The sequence below is a fragment of the Mycobacterium leprae TN genome (assembly GCF_000195855.1).
Lineage (GTDB): Bacteria > Actinomycetota > Actinomycetes > Mycobacteriales > Mycobacteriaceae > Mycobacterium > Mycobacterium leprae.
The window spans coordinates 1,555,741-1,575,490 of sequence record NC_002677.1 but is presented as its reverse complement, the minus strand read 5'-3'; the positions used below and the strand labels follow the sequence as shown (position 1 = coordinate 1,575,490).

The 19,750-nt window shown below is 57.5% G+C and carries 16 protein-coding genes and 1 pseudogene; 7 read left to right on the top strand and 10 right to left on the bottom strand.

The genetic code is table 11. The features are described 5' to 3' along the window. Nucleotides 1-29: 29 nt before the first annotated feature. Together dop and ML_RS06635 are read right to left on the bottom strand one after the other, a co-directional pair. Complete coding sequence (gene dop / locus ML_RS06645; protein WP_010908269.1) at nucleotides 30-1,574, bottom strand: pup deamidase/depupylase; 1,545 nt, start codon at nucleotides 1,572-1,574, stop codon at nucleotides 30-32. Between the two features lie 1,299 nt (nucleotides 1,575-2,873). Next, nucleotides 2,874-3,353: a hypothetical protein gene (locus tag ML_RS06635; RefSeq protein ID WP_049769753.1), complete on the bottom strand. Its 480-nt coding sequence runs from the start codon at nucleotides 3,351-3,353 to the stop codon at nucleotides 2,874-2,876. An 822-nt stretch (nucleotides 3,354-4,175) separates the two neighbouring features. On the opposite strand from ML_RS06635, the gene ML_RS15805 reads away from it, so the two are divergent. Continuing rightward, complete coding sequence (locus ML_RS15805) at nucleotides 4,176-4,553, top strand: hypothetical protein (RefSeq protein ID WP_231846761.1); 378 nt, start codon at nucleotides 4,176-4,178, stop codon at nucleotides 4,551-4,553. Here the strand turns inward: ML_RS15805 and ML_RS15800 are convergent. Both ML_RS15800 and arc read right to left on the bottom strand, forming a co-directional pair. Then, nucleotides 4,528-4,809 (bottom strand): hypothetical protein, encoded by a 282-nt coding sequence (locus tag ML_RS15800; protein ID WP_111481017.1) that lies wholly within the window; start codon nucleotides 4,807-4,809, stop codon nucleotides 4,528-4,530. The two genes, ML_RS15805 and ML_RS15800, sit on opposite strands and share 26 nt — an antisense overlap. Nucleotides 4,810-5,417: 608 nt before the next feature. Beyond that, complete coding sequence (arc, locus tag ML_RS06625) at nucleotides 5,418-7,247, bottom strand: proteasome ATPase (protein WP_010908268.1); 1,830 nt, start codon at nucleotides 7,245-7,247, stop codon at nucleotides 5,418-5,420. 287 nt (nucleotides 7,248-7,534) lie between these two features. On the opposite strand from arc, the gene ML_RS06620 reads away from it, so the two are divergent. Further along, nucleotides 7,535-8,119 carry a lipoprotein gene (locus ML_RS06620; protein WP_010908267.1) on the top strand — a complete coding sequence of 195 codons (585 nt, stop codon included), beginning with the start codon at nucleotides 7,535-7,537 and terminating at the stop codon, nucleotides 8,117-8,119. 8 nt (nucleotides 8,120-8,127) lie between these two features. After that, the gene (locus tag ML_RS06615; RefSeq protein WP_010908266.1) at nucleotides 8,128-8,421 is read left to right on the top strand and encodes a DUF503 domain-containing protein; all 294 of its coding nucleotides are present in this window, start codon (nucleotides 8,128-8,130) and stop codon (nucleotides 8,419-8,421) included. A 113-nt stretch (nucleotides 8,422-8,534) separates the two neighbouring features. Here ML_RS06615 and trmI read toward each other — a convergent pair whose 3' ends face one another. Continuing rightward, a complete protein-coding gene (gene trmI, locus ML_RS06610; protein ID WP_010908265.1) occupies nucleotides 8,535-9,380 on the bottom strand; it encodes a tRNA (adenine(58)-N(1))-methyltransferase TrmI in 846 nt (281 codons plus the stop codon). A 73-nt stretch (nucleotides 9,381-9,453) separates the two neighbouring features. Here trmI and ML_RS06605 point away from each other — a divergent pair, with 73 nt between their 5' ends. Next, complete coding sequence (locus ML_RS06605; RefSeq protein ID WP_010908264.1) at nucleotides 9,454-10,338, top strand: RecB family exonuclease; 885 nt, start codon at nucleotides 9,454-9,456, stop codon at nucleotides 10,336-10,338. Nucleotides 10,339-10,443: 105 nt separating this feature from the next. Here the strand turns inward: ML_RS06605 and ML_RS17980 are convergent. The 3 genes and pseudogenes from ML_RS17980 to ML_RS06590 form a co-directional block, all read right to left on the bottom strand. Beyond that, a pseudogene (locus ML_RS17980) lies at nucleotides 10,444-11,790 on the bottom strand (FAD-dependent oxidoreductase). 587 nt (nucleotides 11,791-12,377) lie between these two features. Then, nucleotides 12,378-13,241: an ATP phosphoribosyltransferase gene (gene hisG / locus ML_RS06595; RefSeq protein WP_041322695.1), complete on the bottom strand. Its 864-nt coding sequence runs from the start codon at nucleotides 13,239-13,241 to the stop codon at nucleotides 12,378-12,380. A 2-nt stretch (nucleotides 13,242-13,243) separates the two neighbouring features. Next, nucleotides 13,244-13,525: a phosphoribosyl-ATP diphosphatase gene (locus ML_RS06590; protein WP_010908262.1), complete on the bottom strand. Its 282-nt coding sequence runs from the start codon at nucleotides 13,523-13,525 to the stop codon at nucleotides 13,244-13,246. 358 nt (nucleotides 13,526-13,883) lie between these two features. Here ML_RS06590 and ML_RS19850 point away from each other — a divergent pair, with 358 nt between their 5' ends. Both ML_RS19850 and ML_RS15785 read left to right on the top strand, forming a co-directional pair. Continuing rightward, nucleotides 13,884-14,117, top strand: coding sequence for a PPE domain-containing protein (locus ML_RS19850; RefSeq protein ID WP_081439332.1), 234 nt, complete (start codon nucleotides 13,884-13,886; stop codon nucleotides 14,115-14,117). Between the two features lie 134 nt (nucleotides 14,118-14,251). Continuing rightward, complete coding sequence (locus ML_RS15785; protein WP_049769750.1) at nucleotides 14,252-14,659, top strand: hypothetical protein; 408 nt, start codon at nucleotides 14,252-14,254, stop codon at nucleotides 14,657-14,659. 165 nt (nucleotides 14,660-14,824) lie between these two features. Here ML_RS15785 and ML_RS06575 read toward each other — a convergent pair whose 3' ends face one another. Beyond that, nucleotides 14,825-14,989, bottom strand: coding sequence for a hypothetical protein (locus ML_RS06575; protein ID WP_156511964.1), 165 nt, complete (start codon nucleotides 14,987-14,989; stop codon nucleotides 14,825-14,827). A gap of 30 nt (nucleotides 14,990-15,019) precedes the next feature. Beyond that, a complete protein-coding gene (gene metH / locus ML_RS06570) occupies nucleotides 15,020-18,640 on the bottom strand; it encodes a methionine synthase (RefSeq protein ID WP_010908261.1) in 3,621 nt (1,206 codons plus the stop codon). A 144-nt stretch (nucleotides 18,641-18,784) separates the two neighbouring features. Here metH and ML_RS06565 point away from each other — a divergent pair, with 144 nt between their 5' ends. Continuing rightward, nucleotides 18,785-19,672 (top strand): PAC2 family protein, encoded by an 888-nt coding sequence (locus tag ML_RS06565; RefSeq protein ID WP_414085537.1) that lies wholly within the window; start codon nucleotides 18,785-18,787, stop codon nucleotides 19,670-19,672. Nucleotides 19,673-19,750 lie beyond the last annotated feature (78 nt).

Here is a 19,750-nt window from a genome sequence, read left to right as displayed (position 1 = left end):
CCGCCTCCTGTTTCTAGTCTTTCTCTACCCTACCGGTCCAGTCCGACCTTTCCCGGGTCAACAGGCTTAGTAGTTAATTGCTCCACTAATTCCGCAGCGCTGTCCACCGAGTCCAACAGCGCTCCGACATGGGCCTTGCTGCCGCGCAGTGGCTCCAAGGTCGGGATCCGAACCAGCGAGTCACCGCCTAGGTCAAAGATCACTGAGTCCCAACTGGCCGCGGCGATGTCGGCACTGAACCGGCGCAAGCATTCGCCGCGAAAATACGCGCGAGTATCGGTCGGCGGGTTGTTCACCGCCCGGAGCACCTGGTGTTCGTTGACCAGACGTTTCATCGAGCCGCGGGCGACCAACCTATTATACAGCCCCTTGTCCAACCGAACGTCAGAATACTGCAGGTCGACTAGATGTAGCCGCGGGGCTGACCAGTTCAAGTTCTCCCGCTGCCGAAAACCTTCAAGCAGCCGCAGCTTCGCCGGCCAGTCCAGCAGTTCAGCACAGTCCATCGGGTCGCGCTCCAGCTGGTCAAGCACGTGCACCCAAGTTTTCACGACGTCGGCTGCGCGGGGGTCAGGGTCACGGCTGTCGACCAGCTTTGCCACTCGGTCGAGGTAAATCCGTTGTAGCGCAAGACCGGTCAATTCACGGCCGTCGACCAACGTCACAGTGGCCCGCAACGATGCATCGCGGCTTATCGCATGGACAGCATGCACCGGCCGGGCCAGCGTGAGGTCGGTCAAGTCTATTCCGTGTACTGGACCTTCTTCGATCAAATCGAGCACCAGCGCCGTGGTGCCCAGTTTCAGGTAGGTCGATGTCTCGGCCAGGTTGGCATCACCGACGATGACATGCAACCGGCGATACCGGTCGGCGTCGGCGTGCGGTTCATCGCGAGTGTTGATAATGCCGCGTTTCAGCGTAGTCTCGAGCCCGACCTCGACCTCGATGTAATCGGAACGCTGGGACAGCTGGAAGCCGGGCTCGTCACCCGCGGGCCCGATGCCGACCCGCCCAGAGCCGGTGACCACCTGCCTCGACACCAAAAACGGGGTCAACCCAGCTATGATAGCTGAAAACGGTGTCTGCCGCGACATCAGATAGTTCTCATGCGCCCCATAGGAGGCACCCTTGCCGTCAACATTGTTCTTGTACAACTGCAGTTTGGCGGCTCCCGGCACACTAGCGACATGCCGAGCGGCGGCTTCCATCACACGCTCCCCAGCCTTGTCCCAGATCACTGCGTCCAGCGGGTCGGTGCATTCGGGGGCAGAGTACTCCGGGTGCGCATGATCGACATACAGCCGCGCCCCGTTGGTCAAGATCATGTTGGCAGCGCCAACTTCATCGGCGTCCACCACCGGCGGCGGTCCCGCTGACCGGCTTAGATCGAAGCCCCGGGCGTCCCGCAGCGGCGATTCCACCTCGTAGTCCCAGCGGGTGCGTTTAACACGCTGAATGCCAGCGGCAGCAGCGTAGGCCAAGACCGCCTGCGTCGAGGTGAGGATCGGGTTGGCGGTCGGGTCCGACGGGGACGAAATGCCATACTCTACCTCCGTCCCAATAATCCGCTGCATGACTTGAAGCCTAGGGGACGCGTCGACGGCGTACGCGGGCGTGCGTCTCGGTGCGACGCCGGTTCCATAACCATCGGTCTATACGCCAGAGAAGCGCAACGGCGCAAAATCCGGAAACCGATTTGCAGTCCATAGTTAACGTGCGAAGCGTTGACGTCGATGATTTCGTAGAACAGGCAGATAACTATGAGGTGGCCGCTCTCTCCATAGTAGGAACAAACCGGTTTAAGTCCGATAAATAGATTGCTTCAACGGCAAGAAAGAAGTTTGGCACTATATGTGCGAATACACAAAAATCGGCGGAGAGCGCCAGGCTGCGGTGAAGCGCGCACTACGCGCTCGCATGTTCGACAGTGTTGACTAAATCGTTTGTTGCTGTGTTGCGGGGTTTTTGTTGGTGGGTGGCTGACTGCCTGCTTTCGATGAGGCTTCGTGTGCTTTGCCGCAGTGGACACGATTAGCGCGGCGCACGTAAGCATGTCGGTGGTGGATGCTGCTTGGTCTACATGTTGATGATGCCAGGGGCTGGGCACCTGGGCTGTGCTGAAGGCGATATCGATGCAGGCGTGAGTGTGAGGATAGTTGTTAGCGCCGCGGGGTAGGGGCGTTTTAGTGTGCATGTCATGGCCTTGAGGTGTCGGCGTGGTCAATGTGGCCGCACCTGAACAGGCACGTCCCCGTGCACGGTATAACTATTCGCACCTGATGTTATCCCTTGCACCATTTCTGCCGCTGGTATCGGTGTCGGCGGCTTGTTGACCGGCCCTCAGCCAGCAAGCAGGCATGCCGCCGGGTGCAGCAGTATCGTGTTAGTGAACAGTGCATCGATGATCCGGCCGTCGGCGGCACATACGGCAACCTTCTAGCGCAGATCAACCACCCACACCCCACCAGCCCACCACAACACCACCACCCAAACCAAACCAACTATGACGATTTCGCGGATTCACGCATCATAGTGTACGTGACGCTTGGCCTAAATTTCATTTAGCGTACATTTGCTTGCCAGTCGACGGAAAAACGGACCGGGCTTAATCCACATAACTCCAAGTTATCGATAGAACTATTTGGTTCCCTCCAGCAGGCTGATGTTTCCAGAAAATTTCTCCCTGGAGAATGAAAATCAGAGCCCTTTCTCGTTCAAAATACGTGCCGACACTTCCCGGGCGGACAAACGAAGTCCATGTCAGGGATATCGTGCAAGAAAAAATTGAATTACGTTAGGCCACTCAAGCGCAATTGTATACGCACTGTTCGAAATGCGGAAGATGTTGCTTGACATAGTCTTCTTTGGCCACCTCATGCAGCGTCAGATAAGGCAGGAAGAGAATAATCGCAAGCTAATCTGCGGGAATCAGTGGATATCAATGCAGCTATCCGACTGTCCTCGCATTCGAGATCAGAAATGCGTATGTTGAACTGTAGTCGATGCCGAGGTTGTAGAGTTAACGCATCCAAGGATCGACCATGCGCCCACTCGTCGGTCCATTCATCATCATGCTTGAATGTGCTTTTGGCGCCGTCCAAGGCTGGTGCGCCACCGGTAAAGTGAAACGGCCCCTTGAGAATTACAGGAGCAATCACGGCCGTTTTCGCACTCGGACGGGCTGCAACAAAAATGTTTGGTAAGACTGAAAAGAACATTTGCACATCGGGATACTTGCAGTTTAGGTCTAAATAGTCTGCATAGAAGCTATCGTCCAACTCCGCGACAACTTCCTCTTTGCACATCCACAGCAGGAACAAGCGAGCGTAAAGATACAAGATAGCGGATGACATCTGAAAGTGCCAATCCTCTTTAAGTCAGGCCAACGATCACCAATACATTCCGCTATGAAATCCGGCCAAGTTGCACCAGCGAGTGGAGCGCTTTGCCGATTAATCCGTAAACAAGTTGGCCGCCGGCATACAGAGAAACGGGGATGGCCGTTTGGTCCATCGGGCGGTCTTTGTATACAGGGACTACCTAGTCACGCCGACCAGGTTGTTGAACACGATCATACGGTCCTCGGCGGGCATGCGCAAGAACAACTTCAGCAGGGTCTGATAACCCACCCGTGTACACTCAGCAAACTAAGCTCGGTAGGCTGATCCTCAGCAAGGTGAACACTCCTGGCTTCGTCCTCCGGCTTGAGATACCGCTTCGCATAAAACAACCCGCATTCCGGCACCCTCGGGGGAGAATCACGGCAGTCGTGCCCACGATTCCAGATCCGGCAATAACAACACAGGCTTCGGCGATCATCTTCTGTTTCATATGATCTCAAGTCCCAAATAGTACTCGGCTTCTGGTGCAATTCTGCTTGACTGGGTCGAGTGCCGCTTGCACCAACGCCGCTAGGGTAAGTGAGCTTGAGGCTTTCCCTCTGCTACCGAGCATCGGCACGTGATACGGCTTAAAGCTGGTTTTTGGAATGCGGCTTGCCGGCAGTGGCTGAACCGTCGAGGCTGCTGGCGACGACTGTGGTTGCAGCCAGCCCCAATCATGGCGATCTATGGAACTCAGCAAGCCCGCACTATGCCGATCGTCATCATCACCGACGGCCACCACGTCGATATCCAGGTTGAGCCAACAACCAATCAAATGGGTAGGCTTGTCAGTTGTCGGGATCCCTCTTCCTAGTTGATAACGGTCGTCAGCTGGCGGATGTCCAGGTAACTATCACACGGCCAACTATGCGCGATCACGACGACCAGCGCGGCAGAGTGACGGTACTCATGGTAATCGTCAAAAGCGAGAGGGTCGCTGACCTGCTTTCATCGGTACTCGTGGTAGCCCGCAATACCGATCTTGGCTACCAGCGTTTTGGGATCCGTGCTGGGATGGGCGATGCGCATGACACCGTCACACCTTCCGACAGTAGGTGCCCTGGAGGTCCGAACCCTCCCGTTGTGCTGCTAACCACACTGGTGGTTTTCAACACCTACGTCTGGATTGTGGCCACGACGCTCATCAGGGAGCACTATGGCTGGCGATGATTTTTCTGACCGGCACCGCAAAAGCACCTGTGTCCTCTCCGCCACCATCGAACCGGGTCAAACCGACGATGAAGTCGACTGTGGAGCTGCCGTAGGAGGACCGAAAGGCTGGCCCCCGGACACTACCCGTAGCGGCGATGCTAGACGCCTCACCCAGTGCCGCACTCACCAGAGCCGAACGTCTCAACGTCGTCTTCGTGATGGCCACTTCACAACTGATGCAGATGTAGATGGTGGCGGTAGTAACCGCCACCATCTACATCGTCCTCGGGCTGATCGTGCTGAGTCCAGCGCTGCTCACAGAACGTACACACACCAGCACCAGTGGCGTGACACATGTTGGTCATGACACTTCCGGCGCCGAACTCTCTGAATCCATATGTGTCTTTCCTCAGCGCGTTGATATCCATCTACATTAGCTACATTAGCGTGCGTGCCGTCGGCGACGTGGAATACCGTGCAGATATTCTGCGACTTGCCAATCGATAATTTACACACCACCCTGATTGCGCGAAACCGTTACCGACACGAGCACACCGATCGCTCTACACCGTTAATCAGATGAGCTGCAACACCATCTTCATCGTCAGTGCAGGAGAAGAAATCTACGAACTGACCAATCCTGAGGGACAATGCTGGGTGATTAAAGACCCGGAGTCAGGGCCGTGACCCTCACCTGCCATGGAGATGACCCAGCCTGGCGCCAGCCGGCAGGATCGACCTGTCGGCCAGATGGAACTAAGCAGTCGTGTGTGCCTACCGGACCTGTTGAGCGTGGACACGAGAACCCAGCCAGCCCACGTCTTGCAGGACGATCTGACCAACAGCTACGCGCGGGAGACCGACAGACCTCAACGCCCATGCCTACAGGTACTGGCCGAGGTTGGATTCAGTATCAATTGCCCGGCTGGCACTCGAACTCTTACCAGTAACCAAAGTGCGAATGTAGACGATCCGCTCACCCTTCTTGCCCGAAATCCGCGCCCAGTCATCAGGATTGGTGGTGTTGGGAAGATCCTCGTTTTCAGCGAACTCGTCAACGATCGAGTCGAGCAGATGTTGAATTCGCAACCCGGGTTGACCGGTCTCCAGCACTGACTTGATGGCGTTCTTCTTCGCCCGATCTACGACGTTTTGGATCATCGCCCCGGAGTTGAAGTCCTTAAAGTACATGACTTCCTTGTCCCCGTTGGCATAAGTGACTTCCAGGAAACGGTTGTCGTCGATCTCGGCATACATCCGGTCGACAACCTTTTCGATCATGGCCTTTATGCAAGCCGCACGGTCACCATCGAACTCGGTGAGGTCGTCGGCATGCACCGGCAGCGACTCGGTCAGGTACTTCGAGTAGATGTCTTGCGCCGCTTCGGCATCGGGCCGTTCGATCTTGATCTTCACGTCGAGACGCCCGGGCCGCAGAATCGCGGGGTCGATCATGTCTTCGCGGTTGGAGGCGCCGATCACGATGACGTTCTCGAGGCCTTCTACCCCGTCGATCTCGCTGAGCAGCTGCGGCACCACGGTTGTCTCGACATCCGAGGAGACACCGGTGCCGCGGGTACGGAAAATCGAGTCCATCTCGTCGAAGAACACGATCACCGGTGTTCCTTCCGACGCCTTCTCTCTCGCGCGCTGGAAGATCAGCCGGATGTGTCGTTCAGTCTCGCCGACGAACTTGTTCAATAGTTCGGGACCTTTGATGTTGAGGAAGTACGATTTAGCCTCGCGGGCGTCGTCGCCGCGAACCTCAGCCATCTTCTTAGCCAGAGAGTTGGCCACCGCCTTGGCGATCAGTGTCTTGCCACAGCCGGGCGGACCATAAAGTAACACCCCTTTGGGTGGGCGCAGTGCGTACTCCCGGTACAACTCCTTGTGCAGGAACGGCAGCTCCACGGCATCGCGGATCTGTTCGATCTGGCGGGTCAGACCGCCGATGTCCTGGTAGCTAACATCGGGCACCTCTTCCAGCACCAGGTCTTCAACCTCGGCCTTGGGGACACGTTCGAAAGCATAGCCGGCCTTGGGGTCGACCAACAGCGAGTCTCCAGGACGCAGTTTGCGCGGCCGGCTATCATCGTTGAGGGCACCGGGAACGCCGTCCAGCAAATTCTCGGCAACCAGCGGCTCAGCTAAACAAACGATGCGTTCCTCGTCAGCGTGGCCGACGACCAGCGCGCGGTGACCGTCCGCCAAGACCTCCCGCAAGGTGGATACCTCACCGACCGCCTCGAAGGTACCAGCTTCGACGACGGTCAGGGCCTCGTTGAGCCGGACGGTCTGGCCCTTCCGTAACGACGCAACCTCGATATTAGGTGAGCACGTGAGCCGCATCTTGCGGCCCGACGTGAACACATCGACCGTTTCGTCATCGTGAGCGGCCAATAGCACGCCGTACCCGCTGGGCGGCTGTCCTAGCCGGTCGACTTCCTCACGCAGCGCCAACAGTTGTTGACGGGCTTCTTTAAGAGTGTCCATTAATTTAGAATTGCGGGCCGTAAGCGAGTCAATTCGAGCTTCGAGCTGATGCACATCGCGCACAGAGCGGACACTCCCATGCGGTCCAACCGCATGCTCAAGTTGCTCACGCAACACCACTATCTCGCGTCGTAGTTGTTCCAATTCAGCAATATCGCCGCTGGACATGCCCGCTTCACGAGGGGGATTGAATGCTTCAGAACGCTCTGACTCACCCACCTTGCGCTCCTTTCCCGCACCGAAATAGCACGGCGAATGTTTCAACGCTACCGGTGATTGCCTCTATCGTACGCAGAAGTGAAATGCCGCCAAAAGCCGTGTCTCCGGTAGCGTTGGTAAGCTCTGCGCTGAGTTAGCCGATCGAAAGGGCAGCGGTGACTATACAGTACCTCGCCATACACATAGCGGCACATATTGTCGTCCGAGGCGCGTGTGCCAGCCATGTGATTTCCCTTGCACCCGCTAGCCTGCTGCTGCAGTCAATCGACGTAGACGCGTAGTTGAACGTGTCGCGCTGGACGCATCGAACCTTTTTCATCGCCCTGAGCGCTATCGTAACCACGGCAGGATTTGGGTCCTCGGGATGTGCACATGGCAACTCCAGCACATCAGAGTCGGCTGTCCCATCCACTTTCCCAGGCATTTCGAGTTCAATTACTGCTCCGCCAGCTACTGGCCTGCCGGCTCCGGAAGTCCTTACCAATGTGCTTAGCCGGCTCGCCGACCCCAACATTCCGGGCATCGACAAGTTACCCCTCATCGAAAGCGCAACCCCTGACAGCGCTGTCACCCTGGACAAATTCAGCAACGCATTACGGGACAACGGCTACCTGCCGATGACCTTCACGGCGAACAACATCGCATGGTCAAACAAGAATCCGTCCGATGTGCTAGCCACTATCAGTGTCAACATCGCCCAAACGAACAACAGCGTATTCTCGTTCCCGATGGAGTTCACACCCTTCCCGCCCCCGCAACAGAGCTGGCAGTTATCCAAGCGAACCGCAGACATGCTGCTAGAGTTCGGAAATTCATCGGGCCTAACTAACCCAGCACCAATCAAGGCGCCGACCCCAACACCTTCGCATTGATCCGCGGTATGTGGATCGGCTGGCTCGAATTCGATGTGCTGCTAGGCGACGTCCATTCACTCAAACAAAAGCGGTCGCTAATACGCCCAGTTCTCGCTGAGCTACAACACAAGTTCAGCGTGTCGGCCGCTGAGACCGGTTCACACGACTTGTATCGCCGAGCTGGCATCGGTGTGGCTATGGTGTCTAGCGACCGCAGTCATACCGTTGATGTGCTCGATGCCAGCGAACGCCTGGTAGCCGCACATCCCGAGTTCGAGCTGCTCCACGTTCGCCGCGGCCTGCACCACAGCGACGATTAAGCCCAAGCGGTTCTCCGGTACGGTCGATAGTGCTAAATCCGATAGTGATAACCCGCTACGGTCGGCTTCGTCGCACTCGCGATCATCACTAGCTGTCACGCTCCTCACCGTTTTCACCGTTTGCGACCCCACGGCGCCGGCGCGACAGCGCCGGGCGCCAGCCGGCGGGCCAAAATCAGGAACGCGGTGTGCCCACGCATCAAATGCTCTGGCCGAACCGCCAGACCAACCACGTTCCAACCCCTCTGAAGCGTTTCCCACGCCCGCGGTTCAACCCAACATTGCTGAACCCGCAGAGCCTCCACAGCCCGCGACAGCTGGGTGACGGTGGCCACGTAGATCACCAATACGCCGCCGGCGATCACCAGCCGCGAGACTGTGTCCAGCACCTCCCACGGCGCCAGCATGTCTAACACCACCCGGTCGACGGAACCGTCGGGCAACTCTGAATTCGCAACATCACTAACGATGAGCTGCCAATTGTCCGATAGTCGGCCTTCGGCGCCGGAGACACAAAAGAAGTTAGACACATTGCGACGAGCGTGTTCAGCGTGATCGGTGCGCAGTTCGTAGGAAATCACCTGCCCCTGCGGCCCGACCGCTCGGAGCAGCGAGCACGTCAGCGCACCGGATCCGGCCCCGGCCTCCAGTACCCGGGCACCGGGAAAGATATCACCTTCGTGCACGATCTGAGCGGCATCCTTGGGGTAGATCACCTGTGGCCCGCGCGGCATCGACATCACGTAATCGATCAGCAACGGGCGCAAGACCAAGAACAGGGCACCGGTGCTGGATTTCACCACGCTGCCCTGTTCCAAGCCGATGATCCCATCGTGGGCAATCGAGCCGCGATGAGTGTGGAATTCTCCACCAGGGGTGAGCGACATCGTGTAGTGGCGGCCTTTAGTGTCGGTGAGCTGGACGCGCTCGCCAACGGTGAACGGGCCAGTTGCGGACACGCTGTCTAGCGTGCCAGCCGACTCGCCACCGCCGGTGCTTGGGGTTGTCGGTGTCCTGCCCTAGGCTGCCGTCATGATCGACCAGCCGAAGCCACTTCGAGCGGATCTGTGTTCGCCACGACTGGCGCTATCACCGTCGCGTGCGGCGGACTTCAAGCAGTGCCCACTACTGTATCGGTTCCGGGCGATCGACCGGTTGCCCGAAGCACCGTCTGCCGCGCAGCTCCTCGGCTCAGTGGTGCACACCACGCTGCAACGACTTTATGGTCTGCCCGCGCTGCGGCGCTGCTCAGACACTGCGCGATCGCTCGTGGAGTCCGTGTGGAACCAGATGATCGCTGCAGAACGAGACCTGGACGGCGAGCTGGATGCTAAGCAGCGAACCCAATTGCTGGACGAAGCCCGCACATTGCTCTCCGGTTATTACCGGCTCGAAGACCCCACCCGCTTCAACCCGCAAAGCTGCGAACAACGTGTGGAAGTCGAACTGGCCGACGGCCTATTGCTGCGCGGCTTTATCGACCGGATCGACGTCGCCGCCACCGGCGAGCTACGGGTGGTGGACTACAAGACCGGCAAGGCCCCGCCGGCTGCACAAGCTCTAGCCGAGTTCAAGGCTATGTTCCAAATGAAGTTTTACGCATTGACGTTGCTGCATTCACGCGGTGTGCTGCCCGCCCGGCTGCGGCTCATCTACCTTGCTGACAGCCAGCTGCTGGACTATGCGCCGGATCGTGACGAGCTGTTGCGCTTCGGAAAGACGTTGATGGCGATCTGGCGCACGATCCAATTCTCTGGTGAAACAGGCGATTTCCGTCCCAACCCGTCGCGGTTATGCGGGTGGTGCCCGCACCAGGAGCATTGTCCGGCTTTCGGTGGGACGCCGCCGCCCTACCCTGGATGGCCGGATCATTCGCACACGGAAGCCGTTTCCCGCCTAACGGAATCGGCGGCCTAGCCGAGGCGAGTTTTCGTCAAGATTTGCGCTGGCACGAAAAAGGGCAAGTAGCCTGCACGCTGCCGTCGATCTTGCCGTCGGGAACACCCAATTAGCGCCCGGGCACTACTCGAGTAGCCACATCTCCTGCAGCATCCTGGGAATGAAATGCTGACGATAGGATGGATATGCATCGTGCGCACTAGCGTGGTGTAGGGTGCTTTGGCTGACATGACGTCCAAAATGACGTGAATCGCTTCGTCACCGTCGACTCCAAAGATGTTTTCTCCCAGGGACCTAGTGGGTATCGGCGTCGACTACTGTACTTTATATAGCCTTGTATCTCACCTTTTCCACTTCTATGCCCAACCCTAGTCATTGATCACTAACCAACTAGTGCCTTGCTGCCCGATACGTGAGCCTGATCGGCGGTCATGCCGCCGCTCCCCAGCAAGGAGTCGATATACAGCGCATAGGTGGTGATGAGTTCATTCACCCCAAGCGGGTCATCGTCGATCAAGTTGGCGGCAACAATTTCGTAATAATTGTATGATAGTGTGAATGAAAGCACCCATTGCCATTGCAATCCACCATCGCCCAAATATGGTCGATATTGATCTTGAGTTGGCTGTCGACTGCGATTCAGCTGCGACTGTCGATATGCACAACGACGACCTCAAAGAACCAGGTCGTCGTTGTTAGGCCGCCGTCCCACGGCCAACAATAGATGGGTGCCCTGAATCGGAACAACACCAGTACTAGGTGTGAGCGCAAATCCTCAGGAATCACTGTGACGCTTACTAACCCACATATCATTAGCGCCGGCGACAATATCGATACCTTCAGCTTCCAGGATCTCTCTGGTGGCAGTTAAGACATCCCTTTCTTCGCGGAAGGCTAGTCGTAGACTCCTTTCGACGAACCACCCAGGCTTCGAAGCGACGATACATCTACACAAAATCCAACACGATGTAACTGCCCCCGCAGAATGACGAGATGGGATAACAACGTGACGAATTCGAGAATCTATACAACATAGGTAAGGAATTCGATATCGCAGAGCCCCGGGATGTCCGACACCACCGCATGACCACCGGCATTGAGGAAGATCCGGTCAGCGCGCAGCAAGTCCTCGCCGCAGCAGCGGGTACGCGGATCCTCAAAAGAAGTGTAACCACGAAAGACGGTGCAGGTGTCCATGTTATCTAAACAGATTTCAACACCCTAACATCTTTGCGCGCCTTGACTTTCGCCATGTCTCACACTGATTGGCCCAGTGCTTCCATTGTATTACACTGCCACGGCAGTCCAACTACGCAGCATGCGCGCTAACTACCAACTTCTTGGTTGGAATGCATCCGGTGTTGACACAGGTGCCACCGATAATTTTGCACTTCCACTATCGCCACGAGCTGTTCGGCAGCCATCAGCCTGACCGTCGCCGACGATGACTGGATCGACATGCTTACCCATAGAGAACCCGTGAGCGTAACGATTGCGAACCAGCCCAAGACCGTGACCGCATCCTCCAACAGCACGATCCAGCAGGTCCTATATGCCCCGGGCAACGACCAGCCGATTGCGTGCCTAAAAACTGGCCAGGATCCCGAACACCTCACCGACGAGGACGGCACCAAGTGCGATCCACAAATAGCACCTGAATGTACCTATTACGACGCCGACAAACGCGCCTGTCATGCTCCGCACAGTAAACGCCGGAGGCACGATACAAGTCGATGTTTTAGGAAGCTTGTCATTGACACAGCTCTGTGACCGCAATAACAATGAGGATCACAACAGAGGTGAAATGACCTACCTCAATTCGAGGTTGTACTAAAGAAGTTGATCCAGACGAGTAGAGAGCTGCTCAGGAAACTACCGCGGAAACAGTCAGGGAACATGACTCGACGTTAACACCAATCAAAAGAACCAGGTAATGCGTCACGGAGTTCCTCCCGTCAAGAGGAACAGCTCGGCAACCAATACGGATTATAACCCACAGGGGGTGCCATTAGTCCGATGGAAATCAGCCGTAGCCGAACGACTAACACAACGAAGTTTCAAAACCGGCAAAACCTAATGTCAGAAGCCAGAATCGCTTTGGCTCCGATGGCGGCAAGCTCGTCCATAATCCCGTTGATGTCTCGGCGGGGCACCAATGCACGAATTGCCACCCAGCCTGGCTCGGCTAGTGGAGCTATGGTCGGTGACTCCAGTCCCGACGTGATCAACGTAGCCTTGTCCAGTACTGAGCGCGGGCAGTCGTAGTCCAGCATCAAGTATTGTTGACCAAACACCACCCCTTGGACCCGAGCGACCAATTGATCGCGAGCTGCAACGGTCTCGTGGTGATCGAGGCTGCCCCGATCACCACGCTCGATCAACACCGCCTCCGAATCACACAGCGGCTCGCCAAAAGCCACGAGGTCATGCAAGCTCAGGGTGCGTCCGGACCCGACCACGTCAGCGATGACGTCGGCCACCCCAAGTTGCACCGAGATCTCTACAGCGCCGTCAAGTCTTATAACTGTTGCTTCAATACCCTTGGCAACCAGGTCCTTTCGTACCAAATTCGAGTAAGCGGTGGCGATCCTTTTTCCGGCCAGATCCGACGTCGTCCAGTCGCGTCCGGCAGGCCCGGCATAACGGAAGCTGGACGATCCGAAACCCAGCGCCAGGCGTTCACACACCGACGCATCAGAATCGTGCACCAGGTCTCGTCCGGTAATGCCGAAGTCCAGATCTCCGGAACCGACATAGATGGCAATGTCTTTGGGCCGCAGAAAGAAAAACTCAACGCGGTTAACGGGGTCGACAACAGTAAGGTCTTTGGGATCAGTGCGTCGTCGATAGCCAGCCTCAGCAAGGATCTCGGTAGCCGGCTCGCTTAGCGCACCTTTGTTAGGAACGGCAACCCGCAGCATGCTCACAGCTTCCGATAGACGTCATCGAGCGACAGTCCGCGCGAGATCATCAGCACCTGGGTCCAGTACAGCAACTGGCTGATCTCTTCGGCCAACACTTCCTTGGGTTCGTGTTCGGCAGCCAACCACACCTCGCCGGCCTCCTCTAGGATCTTTTTGCCCAGCGCATGTATCCCACCGTCCAGGGAGGCCACTGTGGCACTGTCGGTAGGCCGGGTACGGGCACGTTCGCTGAGTTCGGCGAACAGATCCTCGAAGGTCTTCACGGCCAGCGATTGTTTCACATGCCAGCCAGCAAAGTCGCGGCGGTTTCACCGGTCGACTTGATACGCCCCCAGTCGCGCAGCGGCAAAACCGCAAACAACGTGCCGTTGAGCATGGCCAACGCCTTCCCGAGGCGGGACTACCTCGCACACCGACGATGGATGCCTACCCCGAGGCTCGGGGCACGGCCATCCAAAGCCACCATACTGGACTAAGACACCTTGATATTAGCTTAGTCTAACCTCGTATATGTTGTGGCTTGAGGACGGTAAACCACGAAACGTGACGCCTACGGTGTAACTGGCATTGTCCTCAAAGTGCATTGAGTGCTGTTGTCCACTGGTGCCGGTCCCTGACCACTTCTGGTAGACCAAATAACTGAAGCTACAACAAAACTCGCGCCAATTCTCGTATCCTCTCCTGCAACCAGGTGAGACGGGGCCGAGCGCAGAGCGGTTCGTCACGGCCCATCGACCGTTCTTTTGTTCGTGGCCGACCGCCTCCGCAGTGGCCATTGCGGAGGCGGTTGGCCACGAACTTGCCTCCACCGGTTACACCTCCGCATCGAACGGCATACCGACTCTCACCGCCCTCGCAGCCAACCATGCTTAGTATACAGCACTGGTCACGACACCAATTTCTTTGGCATCAACACCATATCCCCTCGCATTCGACACAGCCGACTACATGGAGATGCGGGTTCAGGCAACAACCACGATGAGCGTCTATTAAGTGGTCTCAAACGAATGCCTGGAGGCGGACGACATCACCCGCGCCGTAACATCGTCGCCACCGACGGCTCAGATAGCAGTTTCCCCGACCCAACCAACAAATTAATTGTTAAGTTAATCAAGAAGTTACTGGATTTTCTCTGTAACCTAGCCGTCGAATTCCTGTCCGGACCTCTCAGCATGATCACCACCCAGCTACCGAACGCACTCACCTACCTGGGGTCCAGTCAGGTCGCCACAATCATCGCTTACGCAGTATTATACACCATGATCTATTTCGGCCCGTTCGCTCCGCTGCTGCTTATCGATGCGGTCGGACTAACCGGGCTTGCCGGCGGTTGCGTGCTGGGCGAAGATGCGGGGCCGCTGATCGACGTGGCACATTCCAACGGCCCTGGCCGGGCAGGGCTTGCCCGCGATTAGCGTAGTCACGTTTATCGGCACCAGCCCCACTGCTACATACATCACAGCCACGACGCTGACATCGACGTCTCTCCCCCCGCATCCGGGAGTAGGCTCTACTCAAGGCGATTACGTTGTCAACGGTACCGATTCGAATTCCTCACAGACAACAGACGCATGACCGCATCAGCCTAGGGAATAGCCGAGCAGAGCCTCGGCACCGACCACGGTATCGAACTGTTCGGATTTGCCGTACCCCTCACGAATTCTGCTGTCAACCAAGCTAAAGGAGTCTTTCTGTTGGGAAAATTCCATATAGGTGAAACTTCCCAGGAGCCAATGCTGCAGCACACCTGAAAGGCTGACGAGTCGAGGTAGCCCTCAGACGTTGAAGTACTTAGCCGCCGGATGGTGCAGCACGAACGCATCAGTCGATTGCTCGGGATGTAACTGCAACTCTTCAGATATCGTTACACCGATGCGTTCGGGTTGAAGCAGCTCCATCATCTTGATCCGGTCCTCCAGGTCCGGGCATGCTCCATACCCGAACGCGAAGCGGGCACCTCGGTAGCCGAGCTTGAAATAGTCCTCGACGGCCTCGGGATCGTCAGCCGACATCGTCCGGTTTCCGGAGAATTTCAGCTCTTCACGAATGCGCCGGTGCCAGTATTCGGCCAGCGCCTCGGTTAGCTGCACACCGATGCCATGCACTTCAAGATAATCACGATAGGAATTGGACACGAACAACTCGCCAACGAAGTCAGCAATGGGTTGACCCATGGTCACCAGCTGGAACGGCAAAACATCCACCTCACTCCGCTCGGTCGCCAGATCCCGGGATCGAATAAAATCGGCAATGCACAGGAACCGACCGCGTTGCTGACGCGGGAAGGTGAACCGGTACCGCTGCTCGGCGTCCGGTCTCGGCTCAGCGAGCACGACAATATCGTTGTCTTCGGACACCGCCGGGAAGTAACCGTACACCACGGCGGCGTACGCCAAGACGCCGTAGGTGGACAATCGGTCTAGCCAGTAGCGCAACCGCGGCCGGCCCTCGGTCTGCACCAAATCCTCGTACGAGGGCCCCGCACCGCCGCGCACACCACGTAATCCCCACTGACCCAAGAACAACGCGCGCTCGTCGAGGAACCCGGTATAGTCGGCCACCGCCAGACCCTTGATGATCCGCGAACCCCAGAACGGCGGCGCCGGAACCTCGACATCACTCGGAACATCGGAGCGTTCGGGAACCTCAACTGGCTCTTCGGCAGCCTTACGCTGCACTGCAATGCGTTTGGACCGCTCATGACGTGCCTTGCGCTCAGTTTCCTTATTGCGGTCTGCTTCTGCAGCTAAGGACTCCGGGCTCCCCGGCGCAAGCGCCTCGCCGCGCTTGGCGCTCATAATGGTGTCCATCAACTTCAAACCCTCGAAAGCGTCTCGTGCGTAATGCACTTCGCCCTCATAGACTTCGGCCAGGTCGTTTTCCACATAGCTGCGGGTCAACGCCGCGCCGCCGAGCAGCACTGGGAATTTCTCAGCGACTCCGCGAGTGTTCATCTCCTCGAGGTTTTCCTTCATGATCACAGTCGATTTCACCAGCAAGCCCGACATCCCGACTACGTCGGCGCTTTTGTCCTCGGCCACCTCGAGAATGTTGGTAATCGGCTGCTTGATGCCGAGGTTTACCACTTCGTAGCCGTTGTTGCTCAGAATGATATCGACGAGGTTTTTGCCAATATCGTGCACATCTCCTTTGACGGTAGCCAGCACAATCCGTCCTTTGGCTAACCCCTTACCGAAGTCACAGTCGGATTTCTCCATGTGCGGTTCTAGATAAGCCACCGCTGCTTTCATAACCTCGGCCGACTGCAACACGAAAGGCAGCTGCATCTGCCCAGAGCCGAACAATTCACCGACTGTCTTCATGCCGTCCAGCAGGTTCTCGTTGATGATCGCCAACGGCGGTTTCTGGGTCATTGCCTCGTCGAGATCAACATCTAACCCGTTGCGCTCGCCGTCGACGATCCGCTGTGCTAACCGGTCGAACAACGGCAGCTTAGCGAGTTCTGCCTCCCGTGTTTCCTTCGACGATGGCGACGACACACCTTTGAATAACCACATCAGCTTCTGCAATGGGTCGTAGCCTTCGCGACGGCGGTCATACACTAGATCCAGCGCAGCCTGGCGCTGTTCTTCGGGTATCCGGTTGATGGGCAATATCTTTGAAGCGTGCACAATCGCCGAATCCAGTCCTGCTTCCTGACATTCATGTAGAAAAACAGAGTTAAGAACTTGGCGTGCAGAAGGATTGAGACCGAAGGAGATGTTGGACAACCCCAGCGTAGTCTGCACCGCTGGGTGCCGCTTCTTCAGCTCACGAATCGCGTCGATGGTCTCAATGCCGTCTTTGCGTGACTCCTCCTGGCCAGTGGCAATAGTAAAAGTCAAGCAATCGATGAGAATCGCCGATTTATCAACGCCCCAGTTACTCGTAATGTCATTGATAAGCCGCTCCGCGACTTCGACCTTCTTCTCAACGGTGCGGGCCTGACCCTGTTCGTCGATGGTCAGCGCAACCACCGCCGCTCCGTGCTCGGCGACCAGCTCCATGGTCTTGACAAACCGTGACTCGGGACCGTCACCGTCCTCGTAGTTGACGGAATTGATCACGCAGCGCCCGCCCAGGTGCTCCAAACCTGCCTGCAGCACCGGTATTTCGGTAGAGTCCAGCATGATCGGCAATGTCGACACCGTTGCAAGCCGACCGGCCAACGCCTTCATGTCGGCCACACCGTTGCGGCCGACGTAATCGACACACAGATCCAGCAGGTGTGCGCCGCCACGGGTTTGGTCCTTGGCGATATCTAGACACTTTTGATAGTCCTCGGCGATCATTGCCTCACGAAAAACCTTGGAGCCGTTGGCATTCGTACGCTCACCGATCATCAGAACCGAGGGTTTTTGGGCGAATGGAATGGCTGTATACAGCGACGATACCGACGGCTCATAGGTCACATGACGCTCACCGCGTGGCACTGTCCCGTCGTTGCATCTGGCTACCGCTGCGGCCACTTCCCGGATGTGGTCCGGGGTGGTACCACAGCAGCCACCTACCAACGAAAGACCAAATTCAGCGATGAACCCAGCCAAAGCTTCGGCCAATTCGTCGGGCTGCAGCGGGTATTCAGCTCCCTTGGCACCCAGCACCGGCAGCCCGGCGTTGGGCATCACCGACACCGGGATGCGGGCATGCTTGGACAAGTGCCGCAGATGCTCACTCATCTCAGCGGGGCCCGTTGCGCAGTTCAAACCGATCATGTCGACACCGAGCGGCTCGACGGCAGCCAGTGCAGCGCCGATCTCACTTCCCAGCAGCATCGTTCCGGTCGTCTCGACAGTCACGTGGACGAAGACCGGAATGTGCCGACCGGCCTGTGTCATCGCGCGCCGCGAGCCCAGCACCGCAGCCTTGAGCTGCAGCAAGTCCTGACAGGTTTCAACCAGTACGGCGTCAGCGCCACCGTCCAGCATGCCTAACGCCGACTCGGTGTAGGCGTCTCGAACGACCCGGTACTCGGTGTGGCCCAGGGTGGGCAACTTGGTGCCTGGTCCCATCGACCCCAGCACGTATCGCTTGTGGTCGGGGGTGGTCAGCTCGTCGGCGACCCGTCGCGCAATCACGGTGCCCCGCTGCGACAAGTCCCTGATCTTGTCGGCGATGTCGTAGTCACCAAGGTTGGACAGGTTGCAGCCGAAAGTGTTGGTCTCGACGAGGTCCGCACCTGCCTCGAAGTAGCGTCGGTGGATGGTTTCCAGCACGTCAGGACGCGTTTCGTTGAGAATCTCGTTGCAGCCCTCCAGGCCGCGGAAATCATCTAACGTAAGTTCCGCGTCCTGGAGCTGAGTACCCATTGCGCCGTCACCCACCATCACACGCTGCGCCAAAGTCTCGAGGAGATCGGTGTCGTACTGATGTTGGTTAGCGGCAGTTACACGCATAAGGCATAAGGATAGTGGACCTATACAAATCGCTTAGTTACCTAATACTGCCCCGCAGTACCTCGTACGTACGGTGAAGTGCCCCCTCATCGAGCCGTTACACGACACGCATCGTCGTCAGCCTTAAAGCCGTACGCTGATTCTGTGACTTTGCGAGATGGTGGGCCGGATCGTGGCGCGCTGCCCGAACTGCACAACACCGTTGTCGTGGCAGCGTTTGAGGGTTGGAACGATGCCAGCGATGCGGCCAGCGGAGCCCTAGAGCATCTGAATGCCGTCTGGGAAGCCGATCCGATTGTGGAGATCGACGACGAGGCCTACTACGACTACCAAGTGAATCGCCCGGTCATCCGCCAGGTCGATGGAGTTACTCGGGAGCTGGTGTGGCCAGCGATGCGGATCTCATACTGTCGCCCACCGGGCAGTGACCGCAATGTGGTGTTGATGCACGGAGTAGAGCCAAACATGCGCTGGCGCACCTTCTGCACTGAGTTGCTGACCATCGCGGACAGGCTCAACGTCGACACTGTCGTGATTCTCGGAGCGTTGCTGGCCGACACCCCGCATACTCGGCCGGTGCCAGTCTCGGGTGCGGCCTACTCACCGGAGTCGGCGCGGCGCTTCGGTCTGGAGGAAACCCGTTACGAGGGCCCTACAGGGATCGCCGGGGTGTTCCAAGACGCCTGCGTAGCGGCCAGGATACCGGCGGTGATGTTCTGGGCAGCGGTGCCCCACTATGTGTCGCACCCACCCAACCCGAAAGCGACAGTCGCGCTGCTGCGCCGCGTAGAAGACGTGCTCGACGTCGAAGTCCCGTTAGCTGATCTGCCGACGCAAGCCGAGGACTGGGAACAGGCAATCACCGAGATAGCTGCCGAGGACGATGAGCTGGCCGAATACGTGCATTCACTGGAGCAGCGCGGCGACGCCGAGGTCGATGTAAATGATGCGTTGGGCAAGATCGATGGCGACGCGCTGGCAGCCGAGTTCGAACGCTATCTACGTAGGCGGCGCCCGGGATTCGGGCGGTAGGCACTGGCTGAGACCATGGTGTCCGCACAATTTGCCGTCATCCGTTTGAGTAGGAAAAGATCGCTAGCTAACCCTGTC

Coding starts and splice junctions, on each gene's coding strand:
- dop (WP_010908269.1), bottom strand. CDS start 1,574: ATGCAGCGGATTATTGGGACGGAGGTAGAGTATGGCATTTCGTCCCCG.
- ML_RS06635 (WP_049769753.1), bottom strand. CDS start 3,353: ATGTCATCCGCTATCTTGTATCTTTACGCTCGCTTGTTCCTGCTGTGG.
- ML_RS15800 (WP_111481017.1), bottom strand. CDS start 4,809: ATGGTGGCGGTTACTACCGCCACCATCTACATCTGCATCAGTTGTGAA.
- ML_RS06615 (WP_010908266.1), top strand. CDS start 8,128: ATGTGGATCGGCTGGCTCGAATTCGATGTGCTGCTAGGCGACGTCCAT.
- ML_RS06605 (WP_010908264.1), top strand. CDS start 9,454: ATGATCGACCAGCCGAAGCCACTTCGAGCGGATCTGTGTTCGCCACGA.
- hisG (WP_041322695.1), bottom strand. CDS start 13,241: ATGCTGCGGGTTGCCGTTCCTAACAAAGGTGCGCTAAGCGAGCCGGCT.
- ML_RS15785 (WP_049769750.1), top strand. CDS start 14,252: ATGCCTGGAGGCGGACGACATCACCCGCGCCGTAACATCGTCGCCACC.
- metH (WP_010908261.1), bottom strand. CDS start 18,640: ATGCGTGTAACTGCCGCTAACCAACATCAGTACGACACCGATCTCCTC.